The sequence below is a fragment of the Cytobacillus sp. Hz8 genome (genome assembly GCF_042263505.1).
GTDB lineage: Bacteria > Bacillota > Bacilli > Bacillales > Cytobacillaceae > Bacillus_BE.
The window spans coordinates 127,175-147,149 of sequence record NZ_JBHKFI010000005.1 but is presented as its reverse complement, the minus strand read 5'-3'; the positions used below and the strand labels follow the sequence as shown (position 1 = coordinate 147,149).

Sequence of the window (19,975 nt, the reverse complement as noted above, 5' to 3'; positions counted from 1 at the left end):
TTTAGTCTGCCATTCATCCCCCACTGATGGAAAGTCTGAACCAATCACGCTCATAGCGCCACGTCCTGTGGCTTCGCCTGACTAGGACGTCAATCGCTCGTCGGACCTTTACGGGCAGTTGAACCCCAACCTATCTTCTTTGCATACGCAGAATCTTAAGGTGGGGGTCTTACTGCCCGTTAAGGCGGGACAAATCAAACCGATAACATTTTACTATAATATCCTTTTTCGTAAATTCTTTTTCATAATCACGTTTAAATCCAAGCCATTCATACAACTGAATCGCTTTTTTCATTTTATCACTAGTATGCAAATAAAGACTTTTCGCATTCAGTTCTTTTGCATATAAAAGACTTGCCTTTAATAGCTGCTGGGCAACCCCTTTTCCCCTTGCAGCCGGATGCACAGCAAGCAACCGCACAATTGGAGCGAATATCTCTAGCTCGGGCAAACCATATGCTTTTTCTGAAGACTGAAAAAGTTGTAGTGTTCCTAAAATATGATGATGATTCTTTGCTACAAGTATTTTATCTAGATTGGGGTTATCTACAGATGCTTTAATTTCAGCTATATAGGATTTCCACACCTCTGGATTGGAATATTGTGGTTCGTATTCCTGGTAGCTGTTAACTAGTAAGTTTCGCACTACTTCTTTATCGTCTTCTTTTAAAATTGAAACCTCTATCATATTGATCATTTACTCATTCCCCATTTGATTTATTGAGTTTGAAGTAAAAATCGTTCAACCTGTGAAAAGGTAGAATCTAATCTTTCTTGTGCAATCTCATCAATTTGATATTGATTACTCCTGAGTTTCTCAATCTGAGAATCGACAATAAAAGCTCCTTTTAAAAGATGGGTTGCCCCAAGCGCGGTTAAGACAGGGTTTAAGGCATAATCAATCGCTAATAAATGGCTAATGGTTCCGCCAATAAAAAGTGGGAGAATGGTTTTATTGGCCAGGCCATTTTGCGGCAATAAATCTAAATATACTTTAAGAACCCCGGAATAGGACGCTTTATAGACAGGAGATAATAGGACGACAATATCGGCTTTCTCTACTTTTTGATTTGCCTCAATGACATCCTTACTATCAAATTTTGCCTGAATTAAATCTTTTGGAGGTAAGTTTCGAACCTCAATTACCTCAGGCTCTATATTTCTTGCTTGAAAAAATTGAGTTGTAAACTCTTGGATCGCTTTTATTCTGGATTGTTCAGATGGACTTCCTGAAATAATCACTACCTTACTCATTGCAGACCACTCCTTTTTCAAAAAATTATTTAATCACTAGGCTCTCTTCCCTCTGTTCGGTTAATTTCTTGAATGCGGCTTTCGTCAACTGTTCGATAACCACATCATCCTGAGGCGGATTAAAAAGTCCACATTGCACGTCACGAAATAAACGTTCGAGCTTAAATTTACGTGATAATCCACTTCCGCCTACGATTCTTAAGGCTAATTCAACTATTTTAATTGCATTATGACAAACCACGTGTTTAACCATGCTGACCTCATCTGATAATCGGTCCTTTAATAAGGGATCACTTTCAAAGCGCTCGGCTATAGAATAAAGCACACTTCGAGATGATTTATACAGCAACTCGATTTCTCCAATTTTTTGTCTAATATGTCCTGCCGTTTTGATGTAATCTCCTAAACTATGAGAATAGGTCGAATGAGCAAAGTAAATGGCGTAATCTCGAGCTGCTCCGGCAATTCCCAAGTAAACTGCAGGTATTTCAAGAGAATAGATTCGACTATTGGCATCAAATCTTGTTTCTTCATTTGGTTTATGTTTCACAAGTAAGGCTTCTTCAGGTACAAATGCACATTGAATTTCAATGTCATGACTGCCAGTTCCCCTCATTCCCATCGATTCCCAGGTTTCGATTACTTTCACTTTATCTGTTTTTTCAATTAAAAATTCTGCTGTAATTTCCTCATCTTCTAGATAGGCAATAATCGTAAAATGATTCAGGATAGGGGCTAATGAAGCAAAGGATTTTCTCCCGGAAATTTGATAACCGCCTGGTACTTTTTTCGCAACCGTCCCAGGACTCCCTCCCCTAGACAAATTTCCTTTTACTCTTTCCGTATTAATAATATTAATGAGCTCTCCTTTTTCTACAGCAGTATGACATAACCGTGCAAAGACCGGTTCACTCCATGCATTTAATTCTCGAACATTCATAAAGGTAAGCAGATGCCAGCCAACATTTAAAGCAGTTGAACCATCCCCCTTCGCCAACTGTTCTTGAATTAAAAGCATTTCATATAATGATATTTCCTCGCCCCCATATTTTTTCGGTATTGGTAGCTTGAAGAACCCTTCTTCCTTTAATAGTTGATAATGCTCAAAAGGAAAGGTTCCTTTTTCATCATGAATTCCAGCAGTGCGCTCTATTTTCTTAGCTAATCCATTCGCATATTGAACAAGATTCGCTTCTCGTGAATTTCGCACAAATAGATCTTCACTAAACCTTGCCATCGACATCCCTCTCTCCAAAATAACTGTGACGTAATGTCCTGATATTTATTTTCCTTGTATACTCAGTGCTTTTTTCGTAAACTGATTCTCTGGTTTTTTCAAACCAAGGTTCTCCCTCAGCGTGGTCCCTTCATATTCCATACGGAATAATCCCCGTTTTTGCAATATTGGAATAACTACTTCTACGAAATCCTCCAAATTAGCAGGCAAGAGAGGAAACTGAATCATGAAACCATCCGCTGCTTTTTCCTTAAACCAGGCCTCCATTTCATCTGCCACCTGTTCAGGGGTTCCGACAAAACCATCCTTCCTTGCTGGTGGAAAAAATCTTGTATACAAATCACCCACTGTTAAGTGTTTTTCCATATCAATGATTTGTTTCATCTCGTTAAAATGACTTTGAATACTGTTTACAGCAGGAAATTCTACTTTATAGGCTGGCGTATCTAAGGAATATTTCGAAAAATCCACATTCCCCATATATCCGGAGACAAACTTCAAGGCTTCATAAGGATCAATCAATTGTTGTAACTCTTGAAATTTCGCAATTGCCTCCCCTTCCGTTTTCGCTACGATTGGGGAAATACCGTGAATGATACGCAGCTCTTCTTCCGTTCTTCCAAATTCAGATAGCTGCCCCTTCAACTCCTGATAAAATTTCTTCGCTTCTTCCTTTGTATCAAAATGCGAAAATACCACCTCTGCATTTCTAGCTGCAAAGCGCTGACCTGGTTTCGATGAACCTGCTTGAACAATCACTGGTTGACCTTGTACAGAACGGGCGATGTTTAATGGTCCTTTCACATGAAAATATTTTCCGTGATAATCAAGCTCATGAACCTTAGCTGGATCAAAAAATTGACCCGTCTCTTTATTGTAAGGAAAAGCATCATCCTCCCATGAATCCCATAGTCCTTTCACCACGTCAATAAATTCTTCTGCCCGTTCATAGCGCAAATCATGATCCCAATGCTTATCCAGATTAAAATTCAGGGCTGTTTCTCCCGTCGCATCCGCTGTTGTCACGACATTCCAACCCGCTCTCCCACCACTGACATGATCAACAGATGCAAATTGTCGCGTTAAATTAAATGGTTCATTATACGTTGTGGATGCCGTTCCCACAATGCCAATTGTTTTTGTTGCAGCAGCCATGGCCGTAATAATGACTACTGGATCAAACCGATTTAAGATTTGCGGGTGGGACTCCGCATTGATGGCAAGGCTATCCGCGATAAAAGCAATATCAAATTTTCCCTTTTCCGCTATTTGCGCTAAATGAATAAAATTCTTTGGATCGATACTGGCATCTGGTTTGGAATCAGGATGTCGCCACGAAGCCACATGCATCCCAGTACCAATTAAATAAGCAACTAAAATCATTTTTCTTCCTTCAGACATTTTTTTCACTCCTCCATCCTCAATTTTTAAATGTATCCTTGTAAGTACTTAATTCTTTTAAACTAATAAATGTTGGAATATAGTTTCCGTTATAGGTTTTTTCGATATATTTTGCTGTATCCTCCGATTGATAAATGCGAACTAACTTCTTCAAGTCGCTTCGATTTTTATCTTCCTTTCTCGCTACAATGACATTAATAAATGGTTTGGCTGTTTTACTTTCATGAATCAAAGCATCCTTTAAGCTGAGTCCCGCTTCTACAGCCACTCCATTATTAATAATGGAACCTGCTGTATCCTCCATCACTCGAGGGGTATTCGCTGCATCAACAGGAACAATTTTAATATGCTTCCGATTATCCTTTATTTTGTCTTCACCACCATTGCCATCAAAATCAGCAACAACCTTGATGAATCCTGCTTCTTGAAGTAAAAGTAAAGCTCGGCCCCAATTCGATTGATCATTTGGAACGGCAATTTGCGCTCCATCTGGAATTTCATCAATAGAATGATATTTTTTTGAATAAAGTCCTAGTGGAGCCATAATGGTGGTACCAATTGGAACGAGATCCGTTCCGTTTTTTTGATTAAAAGTATCGAGATAAGCCACATGCTGAAAGGCATTGATATCTATATCCCCTTCCGCCAGAGCTTGATCCGGATCATAGGTTGCCGCAAAATTGACTAACTCAATTTTAATCCCTTCTTTTTCCGCCTTTTCCTTTACATATTCCCATGTCCTTAACTCCGAGCTTCTTATCCCTACCTTAATTACATGCTTTTCTCCATTTGAATTTGTTGACTTGGATAAGCAGCCTGATAAAGTTAGAGCCAATACTAGAGTAAAAAGGATCAAACTTAACCATTTTTTCATCTTCAATACACCTCTTTAATAACCTTTCATTCTTATACCCTTCTAATCTTTCTTTCTAAGACATTTCCAAGAGATTGAATTCCTTGAACAATGATCACTAAGAGGACAACTGTGACAATAATGGTTATCGTACTGAATCGTTGATATCCATAGGTAATCGCCAAGTCTCCTAATCCCCCTCCTCCAATCGCACCTGCCATGGCAGTTGCTCCAATTAGACCAATGGTTACGGTTGTTAGACTAAGAATGAGTGATGGAAATGCTTCTGGGATGAGAAACCGAAATATAATTTGAAAAGTAGTTGCTCCCATCGCCTTCGCTGCTTCGATGATTCCTTCCTCCACTTCTAATAATGAATTTTCTACTAACCTTGACATATAAGGACCAATATGAAGAACAAGCGGAACAATTGCTGCCGTTGTTCCAATCGAAGTCCCCACAATAAATCTAGTAAACGGAATGATTGCCACCAGCAGAATAATAAAAGGAATTGAGCGAAAAATATTAACGATCGGATTAATAATTGAAAAAATAATTTGATTTTCGAGAATATGCCCCTTTCTCGTTACAACCAATAAAATACCTAATGGAACCCCAATAATTGTTCCAAAAAAGAGTGAAGCACTAACCATGTACAACGTTTCCCATAAGGCTTTGAGAATTAAATCGTTCGTCACTTCCAATACTCTCACCTACCTCTTTTAAAGTGATATTTTGCTTGATTAAATAATTTTTAGCCTGTTCAACTTCTTCTATTGATCCTCTTAGCTCGACAATTAAATTGCCTAATGGGATACCTTGAAGCTCTGTAATATTACCAAATAAGATATTAACATCTACTTGGAAACGTTTTGAAACCTGCGATATTACTGGCTGACCTGAATGAATCCCCAAGAATTCAATTCTAAATATTTTGCTGTAAAGATGACTATTCTCAAGAAGTTGAAATACGCTCAGAGGAATCTCATCCTTTATCACTGAACGAACAAAATTTCGTGCAGTTGTTGTTTGAGGATTGGAAAATACTTCGAACACTGTCCCCTCTTCAATGATTTTGCCATCCTCCATCACAGCAACCCGATTACAAATTTGTTTAATAACCTCCATTTCATGGGTAATGACTAAAATCGTTATTTGATATTTCTCATTGATCTTTTTCAAAAGCTGAAGAATGGACTCTGTTGTCTGTGGATCAAGTGCAGATGTCGCCTCATCACATAAAAGAACAGAGGGATTTGTTGCCAATGCCCTTGCGATCCCAACACGCTGTTTTTGGCCACCTGAAAGTTGATTAGGATAACTATCCTTCTTCTCTTCAAGGCCAACAAATGATAAAAGCTCTTCAACGCGTAATTTTATTTCCTTTTTAGGCACTTTACTTAAAGATAGAGGGATTGCCACATTTTCAAACACGGTTTTTGATTCTAACAAATTAAAGTGTTGGAATATCATTCCGATATCTTTCTTTGCCTGACGTAAATCCTTTTGTGTTAGTTTTGCTAAATTGCTGCCATTAACAAGAACTTCCCCTTTTGTCGGGCTTTCCAGTAAATTCACTGTACGAATTAAAGTACTTTTCCCAGCTCCGCTAAAACCGATTACACCAAAAATATCTCCCTTTTTGACTGTTAAATTAATATCCTTCAGGGCTTCGATCGTTTTTCCACCAATCGCAAATGTTTTGGAAACATGCTGAAATTGAATCATTTTCCTTTTGCCTCCTCACAAATTTTTTCAGGGAGAGATTCCTTACTTAGAATGCTGGAACAACTGCCCCTTTATATCTATCTTCAATAAATTTCTTCACCTTTTCTAAAGTAAGTGCTTTGGCTAATTTCTGAATACTTTCATCATCTTTTCGTTCCTTTTTAGCAACCAAAATATTGACATAAGGTGACCGGCTATCTTCAATAATTAAGGCATCCTTCGTTGGATTAAATCCCCCTTCTAAGGCATAATTCGTATTGATGGCGGATGCTTCAAAATCATCAAGAGAACGAATTAGAAGTGGCCCATCTATTCCAACGAATTTTAATTTTTTATCATTTTTTGTAATATCCTGAATCGTATAATTTCCATCTGCTGATTGATTATTTTTCATTTCAATTAAACCGTTTCTAGCAAATAATAATAACGCTCTGGAGAAATTAACCGGATCTTTTGGAACAGCTACTTTTGCTCCCTTTGACAATTCCTTAATGGATTGGATCTTTTTTGAATAAACGCCAAATGGTTCAATATGTACTCCTATGACATTAACTAGATCAAGTCCACTGTCCTTATTGACTTGATTTAAATAAGGTGTGTGCTGAAAATAATTGGCATCTAACTCACCATTTGCTGTTTGTTCATTGGTTTGAATACCATCGTTGATAATCACAATATCAAGCTTTACACCTTCTTTTTCCAGATTCGGCTTGATATATTCTAAAATCTCTGCATGAGGTGTGGATGAAGCACCAATCTTAAGAGTAACTTCCCCTTGTTTATCCCCCTTACTTCCTGAGGCCTTTTCATCATTCCCACATCCAGCTAATACCAATAACAAACTAACGATTAAAATATAAGTCCATTTCCATTTTTTCATTTTTTCCTTCTCCTTTCTGAATAAATGAAACCCTTTGATTCTGTCGGATAAAGAAAACTCGCCGATTGACAAGCCTTTAGGCAATGGCCTAGTTGCCCTTACACTTTATTCCTAAAATTGGCCAATACATCGATCTTCATCACTGCTGCCAATTTATGCTTTCTTAAAGTGTAAAAAAAAGACAAAAACGAAATTCTGAACATCAGAATTTGTTTTTGTCTCCAGTGGTCCGGTGGACGATTTAATCCGATTAAGATGATAGGTTTAATTAAGCTTTTCAAAAGAATATCAAATGAATTTTTTACTGTCAACCAAAATTTTTCCAAAATAAGAGAATTATTTTTTTATTTAAAAAATTTAAAATTTTCATCTTGACATCCAAAATTTACCTAAGTATAGTAATATTTAAAGTTTATTATCCCTATCAATTTTGTAGGATTTTAAGCGAAACTAAGGAGGTATTCAAATGTCAAGTAATCATGAATTTCGTTCAGAAACAAAAGCCATTCACGCTGGTCAGCAACTAGATCCTACAACACTTTCACGTGCAGTACCGATTTATCAAACATCCTCATTTGGGTTTCGTGACAGTGACCACGCAGCTGGTTTATTTAACTTAAGTCAGGAAGGATATGTATACACACGAATTATCAATCCTACTAATGACGTCTTTGAACAAAGAATTGCAGCTCTAGAAGGCGGGGTAGGAGCATTAAGTGTTGCTTCCGGACAAGCGGCAACCACGTTTTCTATTTTAAATATTGCTTCTTCAGGAGATGAAATTGTATCATCCAACAGTTTATATGGAGGAACCTATAATTTATTTTCCTCTACTTTTGCAAAATTTGGAATTAAGGTTCATTTCGTCGATCCTGCTGATCCAGAGAATTTTCGAAAAGCTATTACTCCAAAAACAAGAGCCATCTATGCAGAAGCTGTTGGAAATCCAAAAGGAGATGTGCTTGATATCGAAGCTGTTAGTAATATTGCACACGAAAACGGAATTCCATTAATTATTGATAACACCGTTCCAAGCCCTTATTTATTACGTCCAATCGATTTTGGGGCGGACATTGTCGTCCATTCTGCAACAAAATTTATCGGAGGCCATGGCACTACCATTGGAGGTGTGATTGTTGATAGTGGAAAATTTGACTGGGCTGCAAGTGGAAAATTCACTGAATTGACTGAACCAGATCCAAGTTATCATGGGCTTGTTTATACAGAAGCAGGTGGTGAAGCAGCCTATATTACAAAGGCTCGTGTGCAATTACTAAGAGACCTTGGCTCTGCGCTCTCCCCGTTTAATTCCTTTTTATTATTACAAGGACTAGAAACATTGCACTTACGTCTTGAACGCCATAGTGAAAACGCATTGAAGACAGCTCAATTTCTTGAAAACCATAATCTAGTGGATTGGGTTAGTTATGCAGGCTTAAGTAGCCATCCATCGTATTCCCTAGCGCAAAAATACTTGCCAAAAGGGCAAGGAGCTCTCCTTACTTTTGGGGTGAAAGGTGGAAAAGAAGCAGCTAAAAAATTGATTGATAACGTTAAGCTATTTTCACATTTAGCTAATATTGGGGATTCCAAATCACTCATCATCCACCCTGCAAGCACAACTCATCAACAGCTGTCAGATATGGAGCAGCTTGCATCTGGTGTTTCACCAGAATTAATCAGATTATCTGTCGGAACAGAAGCAATCGATGATATTCTTGAGGATTTAGATCAAGCATTGAAAGCTAGCCAACAGGTTGCTTCCGCTTCATCAATTTAACAGACAACAACTTAATATAGAATAAAGTCTACCAAGCACTTGGGTCTAATAACCCAAGTGTTTCCCCGCTTTTATGAAAATCATATTTTATTGCATACCATCCTCCAAATTCATTATTGTCACCTCCGTTATTTGAGCTTGCATTGCAGGAAAACATTTATATACCTCAAAATTTTCATTTAGGCATTATTTTTATACATTTAAACTAACACATAACTTCATGAATAATATAATTGAAGATATATACTAACGTTTTTGCTACACCATCATTATCATTGATATCCGTGATATTTTTGGCTAACTCCTTTATTATCTATATTGCATTCCCCAGCTAATCAATAATAAGAGTAAAAAATCATGAATTCCTTCACTTTTATATTTTTCATTTTCCAGTTTCAATATAATAATCCCTACCTTCAAAATCAAAACAGACCAAATCTCTCTAAATTTGGTCTGTTAATTCTTCTATTTCTTCATTCTTATTTTTTTCAAGATGATCTCTACTTCTAGTAAATATTTATCCAGCAATTTCTTTATTTTTCAAAGGAGCAACGGTAATTCCCGTCGTTTCTTCAAAATCATATAAATTTGACGGTAAATCAGAAAAACGTTCCAAATCATTATAGGCAGGAATCCCATGGTAGGACATATCGAGGCCTTCCTCCTCCTCCCTTTCACTGGTCCGAAAGCCAACCGTCCATTCGCATACTTTTGATGTAGCAAACCCGCTGAATAACCCCCAAACAATCACGACCATAGCACCAAGCAATTGGATGCCTAATAAAGAAAATTCACCTGAAGTAAAAAGCCCATGAGAGGAATGAAATAAACCAACGGCAATCGTTCCAAATACCCCATTAAAACCATGAACCGCTACTGCACCGACCGGATCATCTATTTTTAAATTATCCACAAATAACGTAGCATAGATGACAATTATTCCACTTATTGCCCCGATGATAATGGCGCTCCATTGAGATACAAAAGCGCAACCTGCGGTTATTGCCACCAAACCAGAAAGGATTCCATTTATCGTCATGCTTGGGTCCGCCTTGCCAAACTTCTTCATCGTAACAAATAACGCAACAGTCCCACCACTAGCTCCTGCAAGCATGGTATTCATTGCAATTTGGGCTAAAGAGGCATTAGCTGCATCCAATGTGCTCCCTGTATTAAAAGCAAACCATCCAAACCAAAGAATGAAAGCTCCTGCAGAGGCAAGGGGAATATTACTTGGAGCAAAGACATTTGCACTGCCATCGGAATTAAAGCGGCCTTTTCTGGGGCCGAGAATTTTTGCCATGGCTAGAGCCATAAATCCACCTAAACCATGTATAGCAGCAGACCCAGCAAAATCCTGCATGCCTATTTTTGCAAGCCAGCCCTCACTATTCCAAATCCAATGACCGGAAAGTGGGTAAATGATGGTTGAAATCAAGACAGCCGTCACGACATAGGCTTTAAAACTCATCCGTTCTGCCACCGCACCTGACACAATCGAAATACAGGCAACCGCAAAACCCATTTGAAAAAGAACATAAGCCGCACTTGGCAATTCGATTGTGAGTGAGATGTTCTCTGGATTTCCAAAAAGAGATGTGCCGATAAACCCTAAGGCATCCCTGCCAAACATAATCGCAAAGCCAATCATCCAAAAAGCAAGTGCCCCCACAGTCAAATCAACAAAAATCTTCATCGTCACATTAACGGCATTTTTCGTACGAACAAACCCCGCTTCAAGGAGGCTAAACCCTCCTTCCATGAAAAGGACCATTGCCGCTGAAAGGACAACCCATATGGTGTTCACATAGACCATGCTAATCACTCCTCTTTCTGATTCACAATATCATCAATATCAAAATCTGCTAACCCGGTCCGGATATTATAAGCTTCTAAAATAGGGTAAACATAAATTTTCCCATCACCGTCTTCTCCAGTTTGAGCCGCTGCAAAAATGGTCTGAATGGTTTTTTCTACCATATAATCAGAAAGGACAATTTCTAATTTCACCTTTGGGTGAAGGGTGACCTTATAATTTTTTCCACGGTAAACACCTTGAGAATCCTTTTGTTTCCCTCTCCCCACAACCTGAGAAACTGTAAAACCCGTAATCCCGATATTTTTTAATTGTTTAATGGTCTCAGTTATTCTTTCTGGCCGAATAATGGCTTCGATTTTCTTCATATAAAATAACCGCCTTAAGTCATGTTAGATTTTCTTACATATTCATGATGAAATAATATAACATGCCCAAAGCTCTGTCAATCACAAAATTTCTGAAAACTCACAAACGATTATTTTTCCATAAAAAAACTAGCTACACAGTTTTAACTGCATAGCTAGCTTTTCTACCATTTTTGAATAAATAAACTTCTCGACCATTAATGATTAGGAAAAATTATCTCATCAATTATGCCGTATTCCTTCGCCTCTTCTGCACTCATAAAATAATCCCTTTCCGTATCTTGAACCACCCTCTCGATCGGTTGACCTGTTCGATCAGCAATGATTTGATTAGTATGATCCTTAAGCTTTAAGATTCGTTTAGCAGAGATTTCGATTTCCGTTGCCTGGCCACGAGCTCCGCCAAGTGGCTGATGAATCATTATTTCACTGTTTGGTAAGGCGCAACGTTTCCCTTTTGTTCCAGCTAGAAGAAGCATCGCACCAAAGGAAGCAGCCATTCCAGTACAAATCGTGCGAACATCCGGTTTAATATATTGCATCGTATCAAAAATGGCAAAACCAGCAGAGGTTGAACCGCCAGGGCTATTAATATAAAGGGAAATATCTTTCTCAGTGTTGTCTGCGGCTAAAAATAATAATTGCGCTACAATACTATTCGCCACATGATCATTGATTTCGTCTCCCACCATGATGATTCTGTCCTTCAATAATCGGGAATATATGTCATAAGACCTCTCACCATGACTTGATTGCTCAATCACATAAGGAATTGTATTCATCAAATTATCCTCCTTTAAAATTAGCTTTGTGTCTAAAACATGCTGCAGCTAAGCCGCCATTGAGAGAGAATTACTAAAGGAGGAATGAAATTGTCGTGTATTTTGATTCAAATTTTGCTTCCATAATACAGGATTTTCAGAAATTGCTTCAATAAGCGAGGTCGGGTCTTCTTCCTTCAATGCCTGATGAAATAGCTTAGAGAGAAGTTGATGTTGTTCTTCACTCCAAAAGTTATCTGCAAAATTAGATTTATTTCGCATCGCTTCTAATCGTTTTTTGCCACGATGAAGGGCAGACTTAATCGCAGTTTCTGTTGTTCCTAATAATTTCGCAATCTCATGACTTTTATATTGGAAACCATACTTGAGAACAAAAACCAACGCTTGGTTTGGTGTTAACCGGCTCACTAGCTCATCAATAATCTCCATCGTTTGAGAAGACTTATGTTCTGATCTATTTAAAACGTTAGACAGATCATCCATTTCTTCATGCTTTCGTTTTCGAAGCCAATCAATCCACTGATGATACGCCATTTTATTAAGTAAAGCAGGACTTACTTTAGGAAGATGCAGATAATGTTCGATTGCTTTTATCATAACTTCTTGAGCAAGATCATCTCCATCCCAGCTGCTTTGCGCTAGAAAACGGCAATATTGTTGTAAACTTGGATAAAATTTTCGGATGAAGGTTTCCACAGCTTCGCTTTTTCCTGTATTTATGTCAAGCTTTTCGTACATGTTGCTCACTCCTTTAATCCCTCTCTATCTTATAAACGAAATTTAGAGGATAAAAAGATACGGGGTAAGTAAAAATAAGCAAAAATAAGTTATGTACAGAACAGTATATTCGAGAATTAAATAAAATTTCAAATAAAAAAGTCTTAGAACAAAAGCAAGCCTTCGTTCTAAGACGCCAATATTTCTTTAACTCAGTTCCACTTTTCGTGTTTCACGGCCAAAAAAGGCTACAGCTAAAACTCCGATCACTATGCTGACACAGAAAATTGTAAAAATGACGGAGATAGAATTTCCATGAGCAACAAGTTTACCAACAAGAAGCGGTCCAAGGATTCCGCCAACACGCCCAATTGCCGCAGCCATCCCTGCTCCAGTGCCCCGTATCACTGCTGGATACTGTTCAGGCGTATACGCATAAAGAGCTCCCCAAGCTCCTAAATTGAAAAACGATAACAATATCCCTGATATCATGAGGACAGAAGTAGTTTCTGCATTTCCAAAAATTAACGCAGAAAGTGCCGTTCCTAATAAATATGTAACAAGGACAAATTTTCTTCCCATCCTTTCAACCAGCCAAGCTGCTGTAAAATAACCGGGAAGCTGAGCTAAGGTCATAATAAGCACATATTGAAAACTTTGAATCATACTAAAACCTTTCATGACCATGACACTTGGCAACCAAAGGAACATTCCATAATAGGAAAATACTACGGTAAACCAGACCATCCATAGAACAAAAGTAGAGCGTGCATATTTTTTTGACCATACATCTTTAATGTTTTGTAAAGCGGAACGCTTTTCTTCTTTTTTAGGAGAAAACGCTGGTGAATCTGGTATTTTCAGACGTAAATAGAGTGCATATAGTGCGGGCAAAGCACTTAGAATTAAAGCTATTCTCCACCCGAAAGATGGAATGATAAAATAAGAAATAATAGCTGCAAGCAACCAACCAACTGCCCAAAAACTTTCTAATAAGACGACTATTCTTCCTCTGTCATTAGCAGGGACACTCTCGGATACTAACGTGGATGCAACAGGCAGTTCTCCACCAAGTCCCATGCCAATAAAAAAGCGGAGGATCATAAACAGCGCTAATGTGGTCGTTAAGGCGGATATCCCACTAGCAAGTGAAAATATGAGCAAGGTTAAGACAAATACATTCTTCCGTCCAATGCGATCAGCCCATATTCCAAATAAAAAGGCACCAACAGCCATCCCAATCGAGTTTACACTACCAATCCAACCCATTTCAGAGGGCGTCAAATTCCATTCTGTCTTCAGTGCTGCTATAATGAAAGAAAGCATCCCGACATCCATCGCATCAAACATCCAACCAAAACCAGCGATGCCGAGCATTTTTCTTTTTGATATAGATTTTCCTTCCAAGTTTTTTGACCTCCTATTGTCATGACAACTGTCTTTACCTGTTTACTATAGACGTATCCTTTTAAAATTACAAGAAAAATATATTCTTTATTTTTTTATGGTTGGAGGGTTATTTGCATTGAAACGGTTTCTTCTTATTATTTTATTCTTCATGATTTTATATACTACTTGGCCAGCGATAGAAAAATTAATAATGAAATCCGATTATGCCCTTCCCTATCAAACGTTAAAAACGGACTTGATTGCTTGGACAAATCAGGATTTAGAAGATGAGCTTGATCATATTAAAAGTACTTTTAGCCAAGTTGCGAAAAAATTAGACATACCAATAAATCAGCTTCAATCGAAGAAAAAAGACGTAAAAGAGTCTGTTGAAAAAACAGATTTACAAGCACCAACTAAACATCTCTTCTCCATTCATAATATTGAGCTCGGAGATACAAAAGCAAAAGTAGACCAAGAATTAGGAAAGGCCGTTCGGGTGACAGCAAATGAGTATGGAACAAAATGGTATTCGTATCATCATCAATATCATAATTTTATGATGGTTTCCTTTGATGACCAAGATAAAGTAAACGGAATGTATACCAATCAAGCTTTACTTTCCTCATCAAATGGGCTTAAAATTGGAAGCCCTAAAAACAAAGTGGAGCAGGATTTGGGACAACCCGTTACAAAAATCCGCAAAGGTCTAACCTATTATCAAATCGAAGGGGATCAAGATTATGAGATGTATTTAGTCGATCATAGCTATGTAACGATTTTCTATGACACACATAAAAATAATGTAGTGGATGCCATTCAAATCATTAACCAAAATCTTGAAATGAAGAAAGACGGGTTTTATGGTAAAGAAAGTAAACCATTAACAATAGGCTTTGAATATCAATTATTCGATTTAACCAATGCCTTTCGAGTGAAACACGGGCAAAATATACTTTCATGGGATGATCACATAAAAGAAACGGCCCGAGATCACAGTGAGGATATGGCCGTTCACAATTATTTTAGCCATACAAATTTACAAGGAGAATCCCCTTTTGACCGGATGACGGAGGATGATATTTCCTTCACCCTTGCTGGTGAAAACTTAGCTTATGGACAATTTAGCAGCATTTTCGCCCATGAAGGTTTAGTAAACTCTCTCGGTCACCGCAAAAATATTTTACAGAAGGATTTTGAAAATCTTGGAGTAGGAGTTGCCTTTAATAAAGATTCTATTCCATATTACACAGAAAATTTTTACACAAATTAAAAAAAGTGCCCAATACTGAGCACTCCAAAAAAGCGAAGTTTTTGCTTTTTTCATTTATCTCAAACCTTTTCCGTAACGCCGCCTGATACGTAACGCCAAAAAAGATTTAAGGACCATCATTCACCGGACTGATATGATATCAGTCCTTTTTTTAAGACATACATTGAATTTGTTGAATCAAAGAATCAATGAAATAAGCAACGCCATCTTCCTTATTCGTAAGAGTCACAAAATCGCAGTGCTTTTTCACATCTTCACTGGCATTCCCCATCGCGGCACTTTTCCCAACTATTTCAAACATTGAGAGATCATTGAAATTATCACCCACAGCAGCAGAGTCAACTAAGTTAATCTTTAATTTGTTAGCCAGAACACGTAAGGCATTCCCTTTTGAAACATCTTGATGCTGAAATTCAAAATTGTGAATATGTGATTTTACAATGGCGATATTCTCATAATCTTCGAATTTTTTCCAAAGCTTTTGCAATTTCACTTTATCAAAAGAATAGGCAAGAATATTATAATAGTCAATATGTTGAAGCAAAAGCTCTTTATAAGAATGAATAAAAACAAAACCGGTTTGACTATATTGCTTTTCAGCTGACTGCTTCATTTCTTCCATACTTAGCTCAGGACATCCCTGATGAATCTGTTCCATTTCTTGATTCAACAAGCTTCGGCCATATATTGGTGTATATAATGAATCATTACTTGAAACCTCATAATAGTAATCTTCCTGTTCCAGCCATTCAAGAATTTCCTTAGCCTCTTGTTGTGGAATCGAATTAGAATAATAAGGCTCCCCATTGGGTTGATGAATCGTAGCGCCATTTGCTGAAATTATCCATGGCTGAATATCCGTTTGCTGGAAAATCGCTTCTACATCAAAATGGGCACGACCTGTTGCTACAACGACTTCAATTCCTTGACTTTGAGCAAATTGAATCGCTTCGGTATTTCTTTTGCTTATTTTTTTCTCATCGTTTAATAATGTTCCATCAAGGTCAACGGCGATTAATTTAACCATTTCCATCCTCTCCCTCTTCATGCTGATCTGCGATGATTAGCTCTACATTTTGTTTCCTTAGCATCTCCATAAACTCATCTGCAGGTGTTTGATCAGTAATCAAGAAATCAATTTCTGAAAGTGGAGCAAAGCAGAAGAAATCTGTGACACCAAGCTTTGTATGGTCGGCTAAAGCAAAGACCTGTTTCGCTTGCTGCATCATTTTTCGTTTCACAAAGCCATCCTCTTCATGAGCGATGGTCAATCCGTTTTCTGAAATCCCAATAATCCCGATAAACGCCTTATCTGCGTAGTATTGTGAAAGGCGTTTGATCACAGATGATCCATAGAGAAAACGATGTTCCTTCTGCAGCGTACCACCTAAAAGCTGAATATTCATCTTTGAATTTATTGATAATATTTCCGCCTGATTAATGGAATTGGTAATCACGGTACAATCAACATTTTCCATATGCTCCGCGCATGCTTGCACCGTTGTCGATGCATCTAAAATCACTCGATCACTTGGATAAATTAGGGATGCTGCCTTCTTCCCAATAATTTGTTTTTCTTCTGAAACAATTTTGAGACGAGTGGAGTATGTCTTTATTTCATGCTTACTAGATGGAAGAATCGCTCCACCACGCGTCCGTACGATTGATTTTTCTTCTTCCAGCTTCACTAGATCTCTCCTTGCAGTATCTCTTGAAACATTTAGCAGGGAACAAATTTGTTCAACCGATATACGTTGATTTTCTTTAAGATATTTTATAATGGCAAATAATCGTTCTTCTTGAAACATATACCTCACCCATTTCAAAGGGCAACAAATACAAAAGAAATCATAATATTTGTTACAATTAAGTATTTATAAGTAATTCTATATCATACTTAAGTGAAATTCAATACTAATATGTATTTTTAAGTAAAAGTGCTCATTTATAAGTTATTTTTCATCTTTTTGCGAAATATCGCTACAATCAAAAGAAAGCAGGGAATCATTATTTGCATTGGCAAATGCAAATATAAGGGGACAATTTTTAATCCAATTTTGATATGTTCTGTATAACTACTTGCCATGAAATACGAGACTATTACTTCCAAAATTCCGAGAATAATAACAATTATTCTCCATTGTTTATTGCTCTTGAACTGGAATAAATCATAAACTCCTTTCACACTAGCAAAGAAAAAAATCATAATTTTAATAAAGACACCAAATATTAAGGTCAATACCACCAAAACATCTAAACGCTCAATGAAATTAGCAATAGATACGCGGGAAATCGTATCTAATAATGGAAATTGGGATACTGCAACCCCTCCTGGGCCTAAGATGGATATCTCGAGAGCAATGGTAAAGCTTAACACTATACCACTTGCAAGAATGGCCAATAATCCAATCCTTCTTGCTAAAGCTGCTTTATTTAAATAAGGCAGAAACATTGTAAAAACAATCATCTCCCCAAATGGGAAAGTAAGAATTTGCGGAAAAACGGTTTTTAACACCGGCTTCCAGCCATTTTCTAAAATTGGCAGCAATCGTTTAGGTTCAATTATTCCACCGAAACAAGTAAATATAATTCCTAATAAGCCAATCATGATGATGAGTAAGAAAATCATTTCACTTGACCTACCAATGACCTCTATTCCCTTAACAACTCCATAAACAACAATAAGCATCATTAATGTACAGACAACGACAATAGGAGTATGTTCCAGAGTCGAGGTAACGATTAAGCCACCTAAATCTCTTAAAACCCGGGCTGAAATATAAAGAAAATAGAGAATATAAAGAACTGATATTCCTGTTCCTAAATATTTTCCAAATATTACTTTCACATATGTAGTTAAAGGTTGACTAGGATATTTTTTATGGAAATATGAAAAAATAAGAAATAAGAGCAACCCGCAAAGCATTGCCAATAATACAGCAATCCATGCGTCCTGCTTTGCTTGAATCCCAATTCCAACGACAATCGCACTACCAATTTCAAACATAAACATCAAACAAAATAATTGCTGTGCACTAATCTTCTCTTTACTCATAAGAGTCTTTTTGGCCTCCTGTTCAAGCTCCCAATTTTCCTTTTCATAATATCAACTATCAATAATAACAGAGGAAAAAAGAATCCATAAATGAAGGAAAATGGAGTCCATACGTCATTCGTGAACATTTGAAAATAAATGATATTTGGAAATAAAAAAAGAGAAAAGGTAAGTACCAAAATTCCCAATGGAATGGATAATATATTAAATTTCTTTAATTCTAAAATCTGGGCTAAACTTAATATCATCGAATAGTAGGAAATCACGATTTTAATAAACATCGCAATAAACACAATTCCTCCTGAAAGCACTTCAATTCTTTGAATAAAATTACCAATGTCAATTCTTTGTGCTAAATCAAATAGAGGATAATTCAATTTAGAGCTTAATTCCGTACCAAGGACCACGATAGCAAGAGTTATCACACACGTAAGTAAAGTTCCTCCCACGAAAGTCGAAATAAATAATTCCTTTCCAATTTTTACTGAATTTACAACATATGGACTAATCATTAAGAATATAACGATATCTAAATAAGGAATTCCCATTAAACGATACGTCCCTCTAATGGAGGGATTAAATCCTCCATCTAAGATTGGTAGGATATTTTTCATTTCAATTTCTGGAATAAGGGATAGCATTACCAAAATAAAAAACATTAATACCCAAGGAAGCACCATTTCTGCTGTTCGAGCAAATGTCTCTAAACCAAGATATACCCCATAAATAACAATGATAATAAAGGCTATTTCAATAGCAATCATAGGTGTCTCAGTCATGATTTTAGTGGTAATCAAATCCCCAATTATTCGAACTAATCCCGAAGTAAGGATGAGAAAAAATAGAAAATAAAGAAAAGCCACAAACTTTCCAAGCCATTTTCCCAGAATAGATTGACAAATTTCAATTAAAGTCTCATTCGGATGATGTTTAGCAAGACTTCCGTAGATCCTAACAAGAATTAGACCAAACCCTAGTGCCATAAACCCTGAAATCCATCCATCCTGCTTGGCCTGATTAATGACCATTGGAGTAGCAATTAAAGTGGAAGAACCGATCATAAATAAAAAGATTAGGATCATAAATTGACCTTTGGAAATTTTTCCTTTTTCTAACAATCTTATTTCCTCCTTTTGATTTACTAATGACTGCCTCTTATCTCTATGTTTACAACTTTTTTCACCATTCTCTTTTTCATATCCCAACGATTAGCGAAAGATAAAATCCACCCATTTTGATATTGGCTGAAGTATAAAAACTAAAAAATCACTTGGATTAGGTACTTTAATCTCCAATATAGTTAAACAGCTTATTAAAGCGCTAATTAAAAAAAGAATAAGGACTACTATTCCTTCCTTTTTTTCCTTCTTTTTTATCAATGGTCGTGTAACCATCCATGCCAAAATGCTCGATCCAATCAGAATGAATATCGCCATTACCAT

Annotated in this window: 20 protein-coding genes; 2 read left to right on the top strand and 18 right to left on the bottom strand. The window is 37.0% G+C overall.

The window, feature by feature from the left end; translation table 11 throughout:
- Nucleotides 1-169: 169 nt before the first annotated feature.
- From ACE38V_RS09055 to ACE38V_RS09020, 8 genes are read right to left on the bottom strand one after another with little or no spacing between them, the layout of a single operon-like run.
- Complete coding sequence (locus ACE38V_RS09055; RefSeq protein ID WP_375840896.1) at nucleotides 170-697, bottom strand: GNAT family N-acetyltransferase; 528 nt, start codon at nucleotides 695-697, stop codon at nucleotides 170-172.
- 20 nt (nucleotides 698-717) lie between these two features.
- A complete protein-coding gene (gene ssuE, locus ACE38V_RS09050; protein WP_375840895.1) occupies nucleotides 718-1,254 on the bottom strand; it encodes an NADPH-dependent FMN reductase in 537 nt (178 codons plus the stop codon).
- A 25-nt stretch (nucleotides 1,255-1,279) separates the two neighbouring features.
- Nucleotides 1,280-2,491: an acyl-CoA dehydrogenase family protein gene (locus ACE38V_RS09045; RefSeq protein ID WP_375840894.1), complete on the bottom strand. Its 1,212-nt coding sequence runs from the start codon at nucleotides 2,489-2,491 to the stop codon at nucleotides 1,280-1,282.
- Nucleotides 2,492-2,536: 45 nt separating this feature from the next.
- A complete protein-coding gene (locus ACE38V_RS09040) occupies nucleotides 2,537-3,892 on the bottom strand; it encodes an LLM class flavin-dependent oxidoreductase (protein ID WP_375840893.1) in 1,356 nt (451 codons plus the stop codon).
- A 19-nt stretch (nucleotides 3,893-3,911) separates the two neighbouring features.
- The gene (locus tag ACE38V_RS09035) at nucleotides 3,912-4,766 is read right to left on the bottom strand and encodes a MetQ/NlpA family ABC transporter substrate-binding protein (RefSeq protein ID WP_375840892.1); all 855 of its coding nucleotides are present in this window, start codon (nucleotides 4,764-4,766) and stop codon (nucleotides 3,912-3,914) included.
- A 32-nt stretch (nucleotides 4,767-4,798) separates the two neighbouring features.
- Complete coding sequence (locus ACE38V_RS09030; RefSeq protein ID WP_375840891.1) at nucleotides 4,799-5,398, bottom strand: methionine ABC transporter permease; 600 nt, start codon at nucleotides 5,396-5,398, stop codon at nucleotides 4,799-4,801.
- Complete coding sequence (locus ACE38V_RS09025) at nucleotides 5,391-6,473, bottom strand: methionine ABC transporter ATP-binding protein (protein WP_375840890.1); 1,083 nt, start codon at nucleotides 6,471-6,473, stop codon at nucleotides 5,391-5,393. The genes ACE38V_RS09030 and ACE38V_RS09025 overlap by 8 nt, the downstream gene beginning before the upstream one ends.
- 46 nt (nucleotides 6,474-6,519) lie before the next feature.
- Nucleotides 6,520-7,353, bottom strand: coding sequence for a MetQ/NlpA family ABC transporter substrate-binding protein (locus ACE38V_RS09020; protein WP_375840889.1), 834 nt, complete (start codon nucleotides 7,351-7,353; stop codon nucleotides 6,520-6,522).
- A 466-nt stretch (nucleotides 7,354-7,819) separates the two neighbouring features.
- Here ACE38V_RS09020 and ACE38V_RS09015 point away from each other — a divergent pair, with 466 nt between their 5' ends.
- On the top strand, nucleotides 7,820-9,133 hold the full coding sequence (locus ACE38V_RS09015) for a homocysteine synthase (protein WP_375840888.1): 1,314 nt from the start codon (nucleotides 7,820-7,822) through the stop codon (nucleotides 9,131-9,133).
- A gap of 517 nt (nucleotides 9,134-9,650) precedes the next feature.
- Here ACE38V_RS09015 and ACE38V_RS09010 read toward each other — a convergent pair.
- From ACE38V_RS09010 to ACE38V_RS08990, 5 genes are all read right to left on the bottom strand, one after another.
- Nucleotides 9,651-10,949 (bottom strand): ammonium transporter, encoded by a 1,299-nt coding sequence (locus ACE38V_RS09010; RefSeq protein WP_375840887.1) that lies wholly within the window; start codon nucleotides 10,947-10,949, stop codon nucleotides 9,651-9,653.
- Between the two features lie 5 nt (nucleotides 10,950-10,954).
- Nucleotides 10,955-11,317: a P-II family nitrogen regulator gene (locus ACE38V_RS09005; RefSeq protein ID WP_375840886.1), complete on the bottom strand. Its 363-nt coding sequence runs from the start codon at nucleotides 11,315-11,317 to the stop codon at nucleotides 10,955-10,957.
- Between the two features lie 197 nt (nucleotides 11,318-11,514).
- The gene (gene clpP, locus ACE38V_RS09000) at nucleotides 11,515-12,099 is read right to left on the bottom strand and encodes an ATP-dependent Clp endopeptidase proteolytic subunit ClpP (RefSeq protein ID WP_375840885.1); all 585 of its coding nucleotides are present in this window, start codon (nucleotides 12,097-12,099) and stop codon (nucleotides 11,515-11,517) included.
- A gap of 48 nt (nucleotides 12,100-12,147) precedes the next feature.
- The gene (locus ACE38V_RS08995; RefSeq protein ID WP_375840884.1) at nucleotides 12,148-12,837 is read right to left on the bottom strand and encodes an RNA polymerase sigma factor; all 690 of its coding nucleotides are present in this window, start codon (nucleotides 12,835-12,837) and stop codon (nucleotides 12,148-12,150) included.
- 186 nt (nucleotides 12,838-13,023) lie between these two features.
- Nucleotides 13,024-14,193 carry an MFS transporter gene (locus ACE38V_RS08990; RefSeq protein WP_375840962.1) on the bottom strand — a complete coding sequence of 390 codons (1,170 nt, stop codon included), beginning with the start codon at nucleotides 14,191-14,193 and terminating at the stop codon, nucleotides 13,024-13,026.
- 148 nt (nucleotides 14,194-14,341) lie between these two features.
- On the opposite strand from ACE38V_RS08990, the gene ACE38V_RS08985 reads away from it, so the two are divergent.
- Nucleotides 14,342-15,478, top strand: a complete 1,137-nt coding sequence (locus ACE38V_RS08985; protein WP_375840883.1) for a CAP domain-containing protein — start codon at nucleotides 14,342-14,344, stop codon at nucleotides 15,476-15,478.
- A 151-nt stretch (nucleotides 15,479-15,629) separates the two neighbouring features.
- Here ACE38V_RS08985 and ACE38V_RS08980 read toward each other — a convergent pair whose 3' ends face one another.
- From ACE38V_RS08980 to ACE38V_RS08960, 5 genes are all read right to left on the bottom strand, one after another.
- Nucleotides 15,630-16,505 carry a Cof-type HAD-IIB family hydrolase gene (locus ACE38V_RS08980; RefSeq protein ID WP_375840882.1) on the bottom strand — a complete coding sequence of 292 codons (876 nt, stop codon included), beginning with the start codon at nucleotides 16,503-16,505 and terminating at the stop codon, nucleotides 15,630-15,632.
- The gene (locus tag ACE38V_RS08975) at nucleotides 16,498-17,286 is read right to left on the bottom strand and encodes a DeoR/GlpR family DNA-binding transcription regulator (protein ID WP_375840881.1); all 789 of its coding nucleotides are present in this window, start codon (nucleotides 17,284-17,286) and stop codon (nucleotides 16,498-16,500) included. The genes ACE38V_RS08980 and ACE38V_RS08975 overlap by 8 nt, the downstream gene beginning before the upstream one ends.
- Nucleotides 17,287-17,423: 137 nt before the next feature.
- Nucleotides 17,424-18,533 carry a GerAB/ArcD/ProY family transporter gene (locus tag ACE38V_RS08970; RefSeq protein ID WP_375840880.1) on the bottom strand — a complete coding sequence of 370 codons (1,110 nt, stop codon included), beginning with the start codon at nucleotides 18,531-18,533 and terminating at the stop codon, nucleotides 17,424-17,426.
- On the bottom strand, nucleotides 18,530-19,651 hold the full coding sequence (locus tag ACE38V_RS08965) for a GerAB/ArcD/ProY family transporter (RefSeq protein ID WP_375840879.1): 1,122 nt from the start codon (nucleotides 19,649-19,651) through the stop codon (nucleotides 18,530-18,532). Before ACE38V_RS08965 ends, ACE38V_RS08970 begins: the two co-directional genes overlap by 4 nt.
- Before the next feature lie 90 nt (nucleotides 19,652-19,741).
- The gene (locus ACE38V_RS08960) at nucleotides 19,742-19,975 is read right to left on the bottom strand and encodes a hypothetical protein (protein ID WP_375840878.1); all 234 of its coding nucleotides are present in this window, start codon (nucleotides 19,973-19,975) and stop codon (nucleotides 19,742-19,744) included.

Excerpts from the sequence above, each read along its gene's own strand:
- ACE38V_RS09055 (WP_375840896.1), bottom strand. The coding sequence starts at position 697 with ATGATCAATATGATAGAGGTTTCAATTTTAAAAGAAGACGATAAAGAA.
- ssuE (WP_375840895.1), bottom strand. The coding sequence starts at position 1,254 with ATGAGTAAGGTAGTGATTATTTCAGGAAGTCCATCTGAACAATCCAGA.
- ACE38V_RS09045 (WP_375840894.1), bottom strand. The coding sequence starts at position 2,491 with ATGGCAAGGTTTAGTGAAGATCTATTTGTGCGAAATTCACGAGAAGCG.
- ACE38V_RS09040 (WP_375840893.1), bottom strand. The coding sequence starts at position 3,892 with ATGTCTGAAGGAAGAAAAATGATTTTAGTTGCTTATTTAATTGGTACT.
- ACE38V_RS09035 (WP_375840892.1), bottom strand. The coding sequence starts at position 4,766 with ATGAAAAAATGGTTAAGTTTGATCCTTTTTACTCTAGTATTGGCTCTA.
- ACE38V_RS09030 (WP_375840891.1), bottom strand. The coding sequence starts at position 5,398 with ATGGTTAGTGCTTCACTCTTTTTTGGAACAATTATTGGGGTTCCATTA.
- ACE38V_RS09025 (WP_375840890.1), bottom strand. The coding sequence starts at position 6,473 with ATGATTCAATTTCAGCATGTTTCCAAAACATTTGCGATTGGTGGAAAA.
- ACE38V_RS09020 (WP_375840889.1), bottom strand. The coding sequence starts at position 7,353 with ATGAAAAAATGGAAATGGACTTATATTTTAATCGTTAGTTTGTTATTG.
- ACE38V_RS09015 (WP_375840888.1), top strand. The coding sequence starts at position 7,820 with ATGTCAAGTAATCATGAATTTCGTTCAGAAACAAAAGCCATTCACGCT.
- ACE38V_RS09010 (WP_375840887.1), bottom strand. The coding sequence starts at position 10,949 with ATGGTCTATGTGAACACCATATGGGTTGTCCTTTCAGCGGCAATGGTC.
- ACE38V_RS09005 (WP_375840886.1), bottom strand. The coding sequence starts at position 11,317 with ATGAAGAAAATCGAAGCCATTATTCGGCCAGAAAGAATAACTGAGACC.
- clpP (WP_375840885.1), bottom strand. The coding sequence starts at position 12,099 with ATGAATACAATTCCTTATGTGATTGAGCAATCAAGTCATGGTGAGAGG.
- ACE38V_RS08995 (WP_375840884.1), bottom strand. The coding sequence starts at position 12,837 with ATGTACGAAAAGCTTGACATAAATACAGGAAAAAGCGAAGCTGTGGAA.
- ACE38V_RS08990 (WP_375840962.1), bottom strand. The coding sequence starts at position 14,193 with ATGCTCGGCATCGCTGGTTTTGGTTGGATGTTTGATGCGATGGATGTC.
- ACE38V_RS08980 (WP_375840882.1), bottom strand. The coding sequence starts at position 16,505 with ATGGTTAAATTAATCGCCGTTGACCTTGATGGAACATTATTAAACGAT.
- ACE38V_RS08975 (WP_375840881.1), bottom strand. The coding sequence starts at position 17,286 with ATGTTTCAAGAAGAACGATTATTTGCCATTATAAAATATCTTAAAGAA.
- ACE38V_RS08970 (WP_375840880.1), bottom strand. The coding sequence starts at position 18,533 with ATGAGTAAAGAGAAGATTAGTGCACAGCAATTATTTTGTTTGATGTTT.
- ACE38V_RS08960 (WP_375840878.1), bottom strand. The coding sequence starts at position 19,975 with ATGGTAATGGCGATATTCATTCTGATTGGATCGAGCATTTTGGCATGG.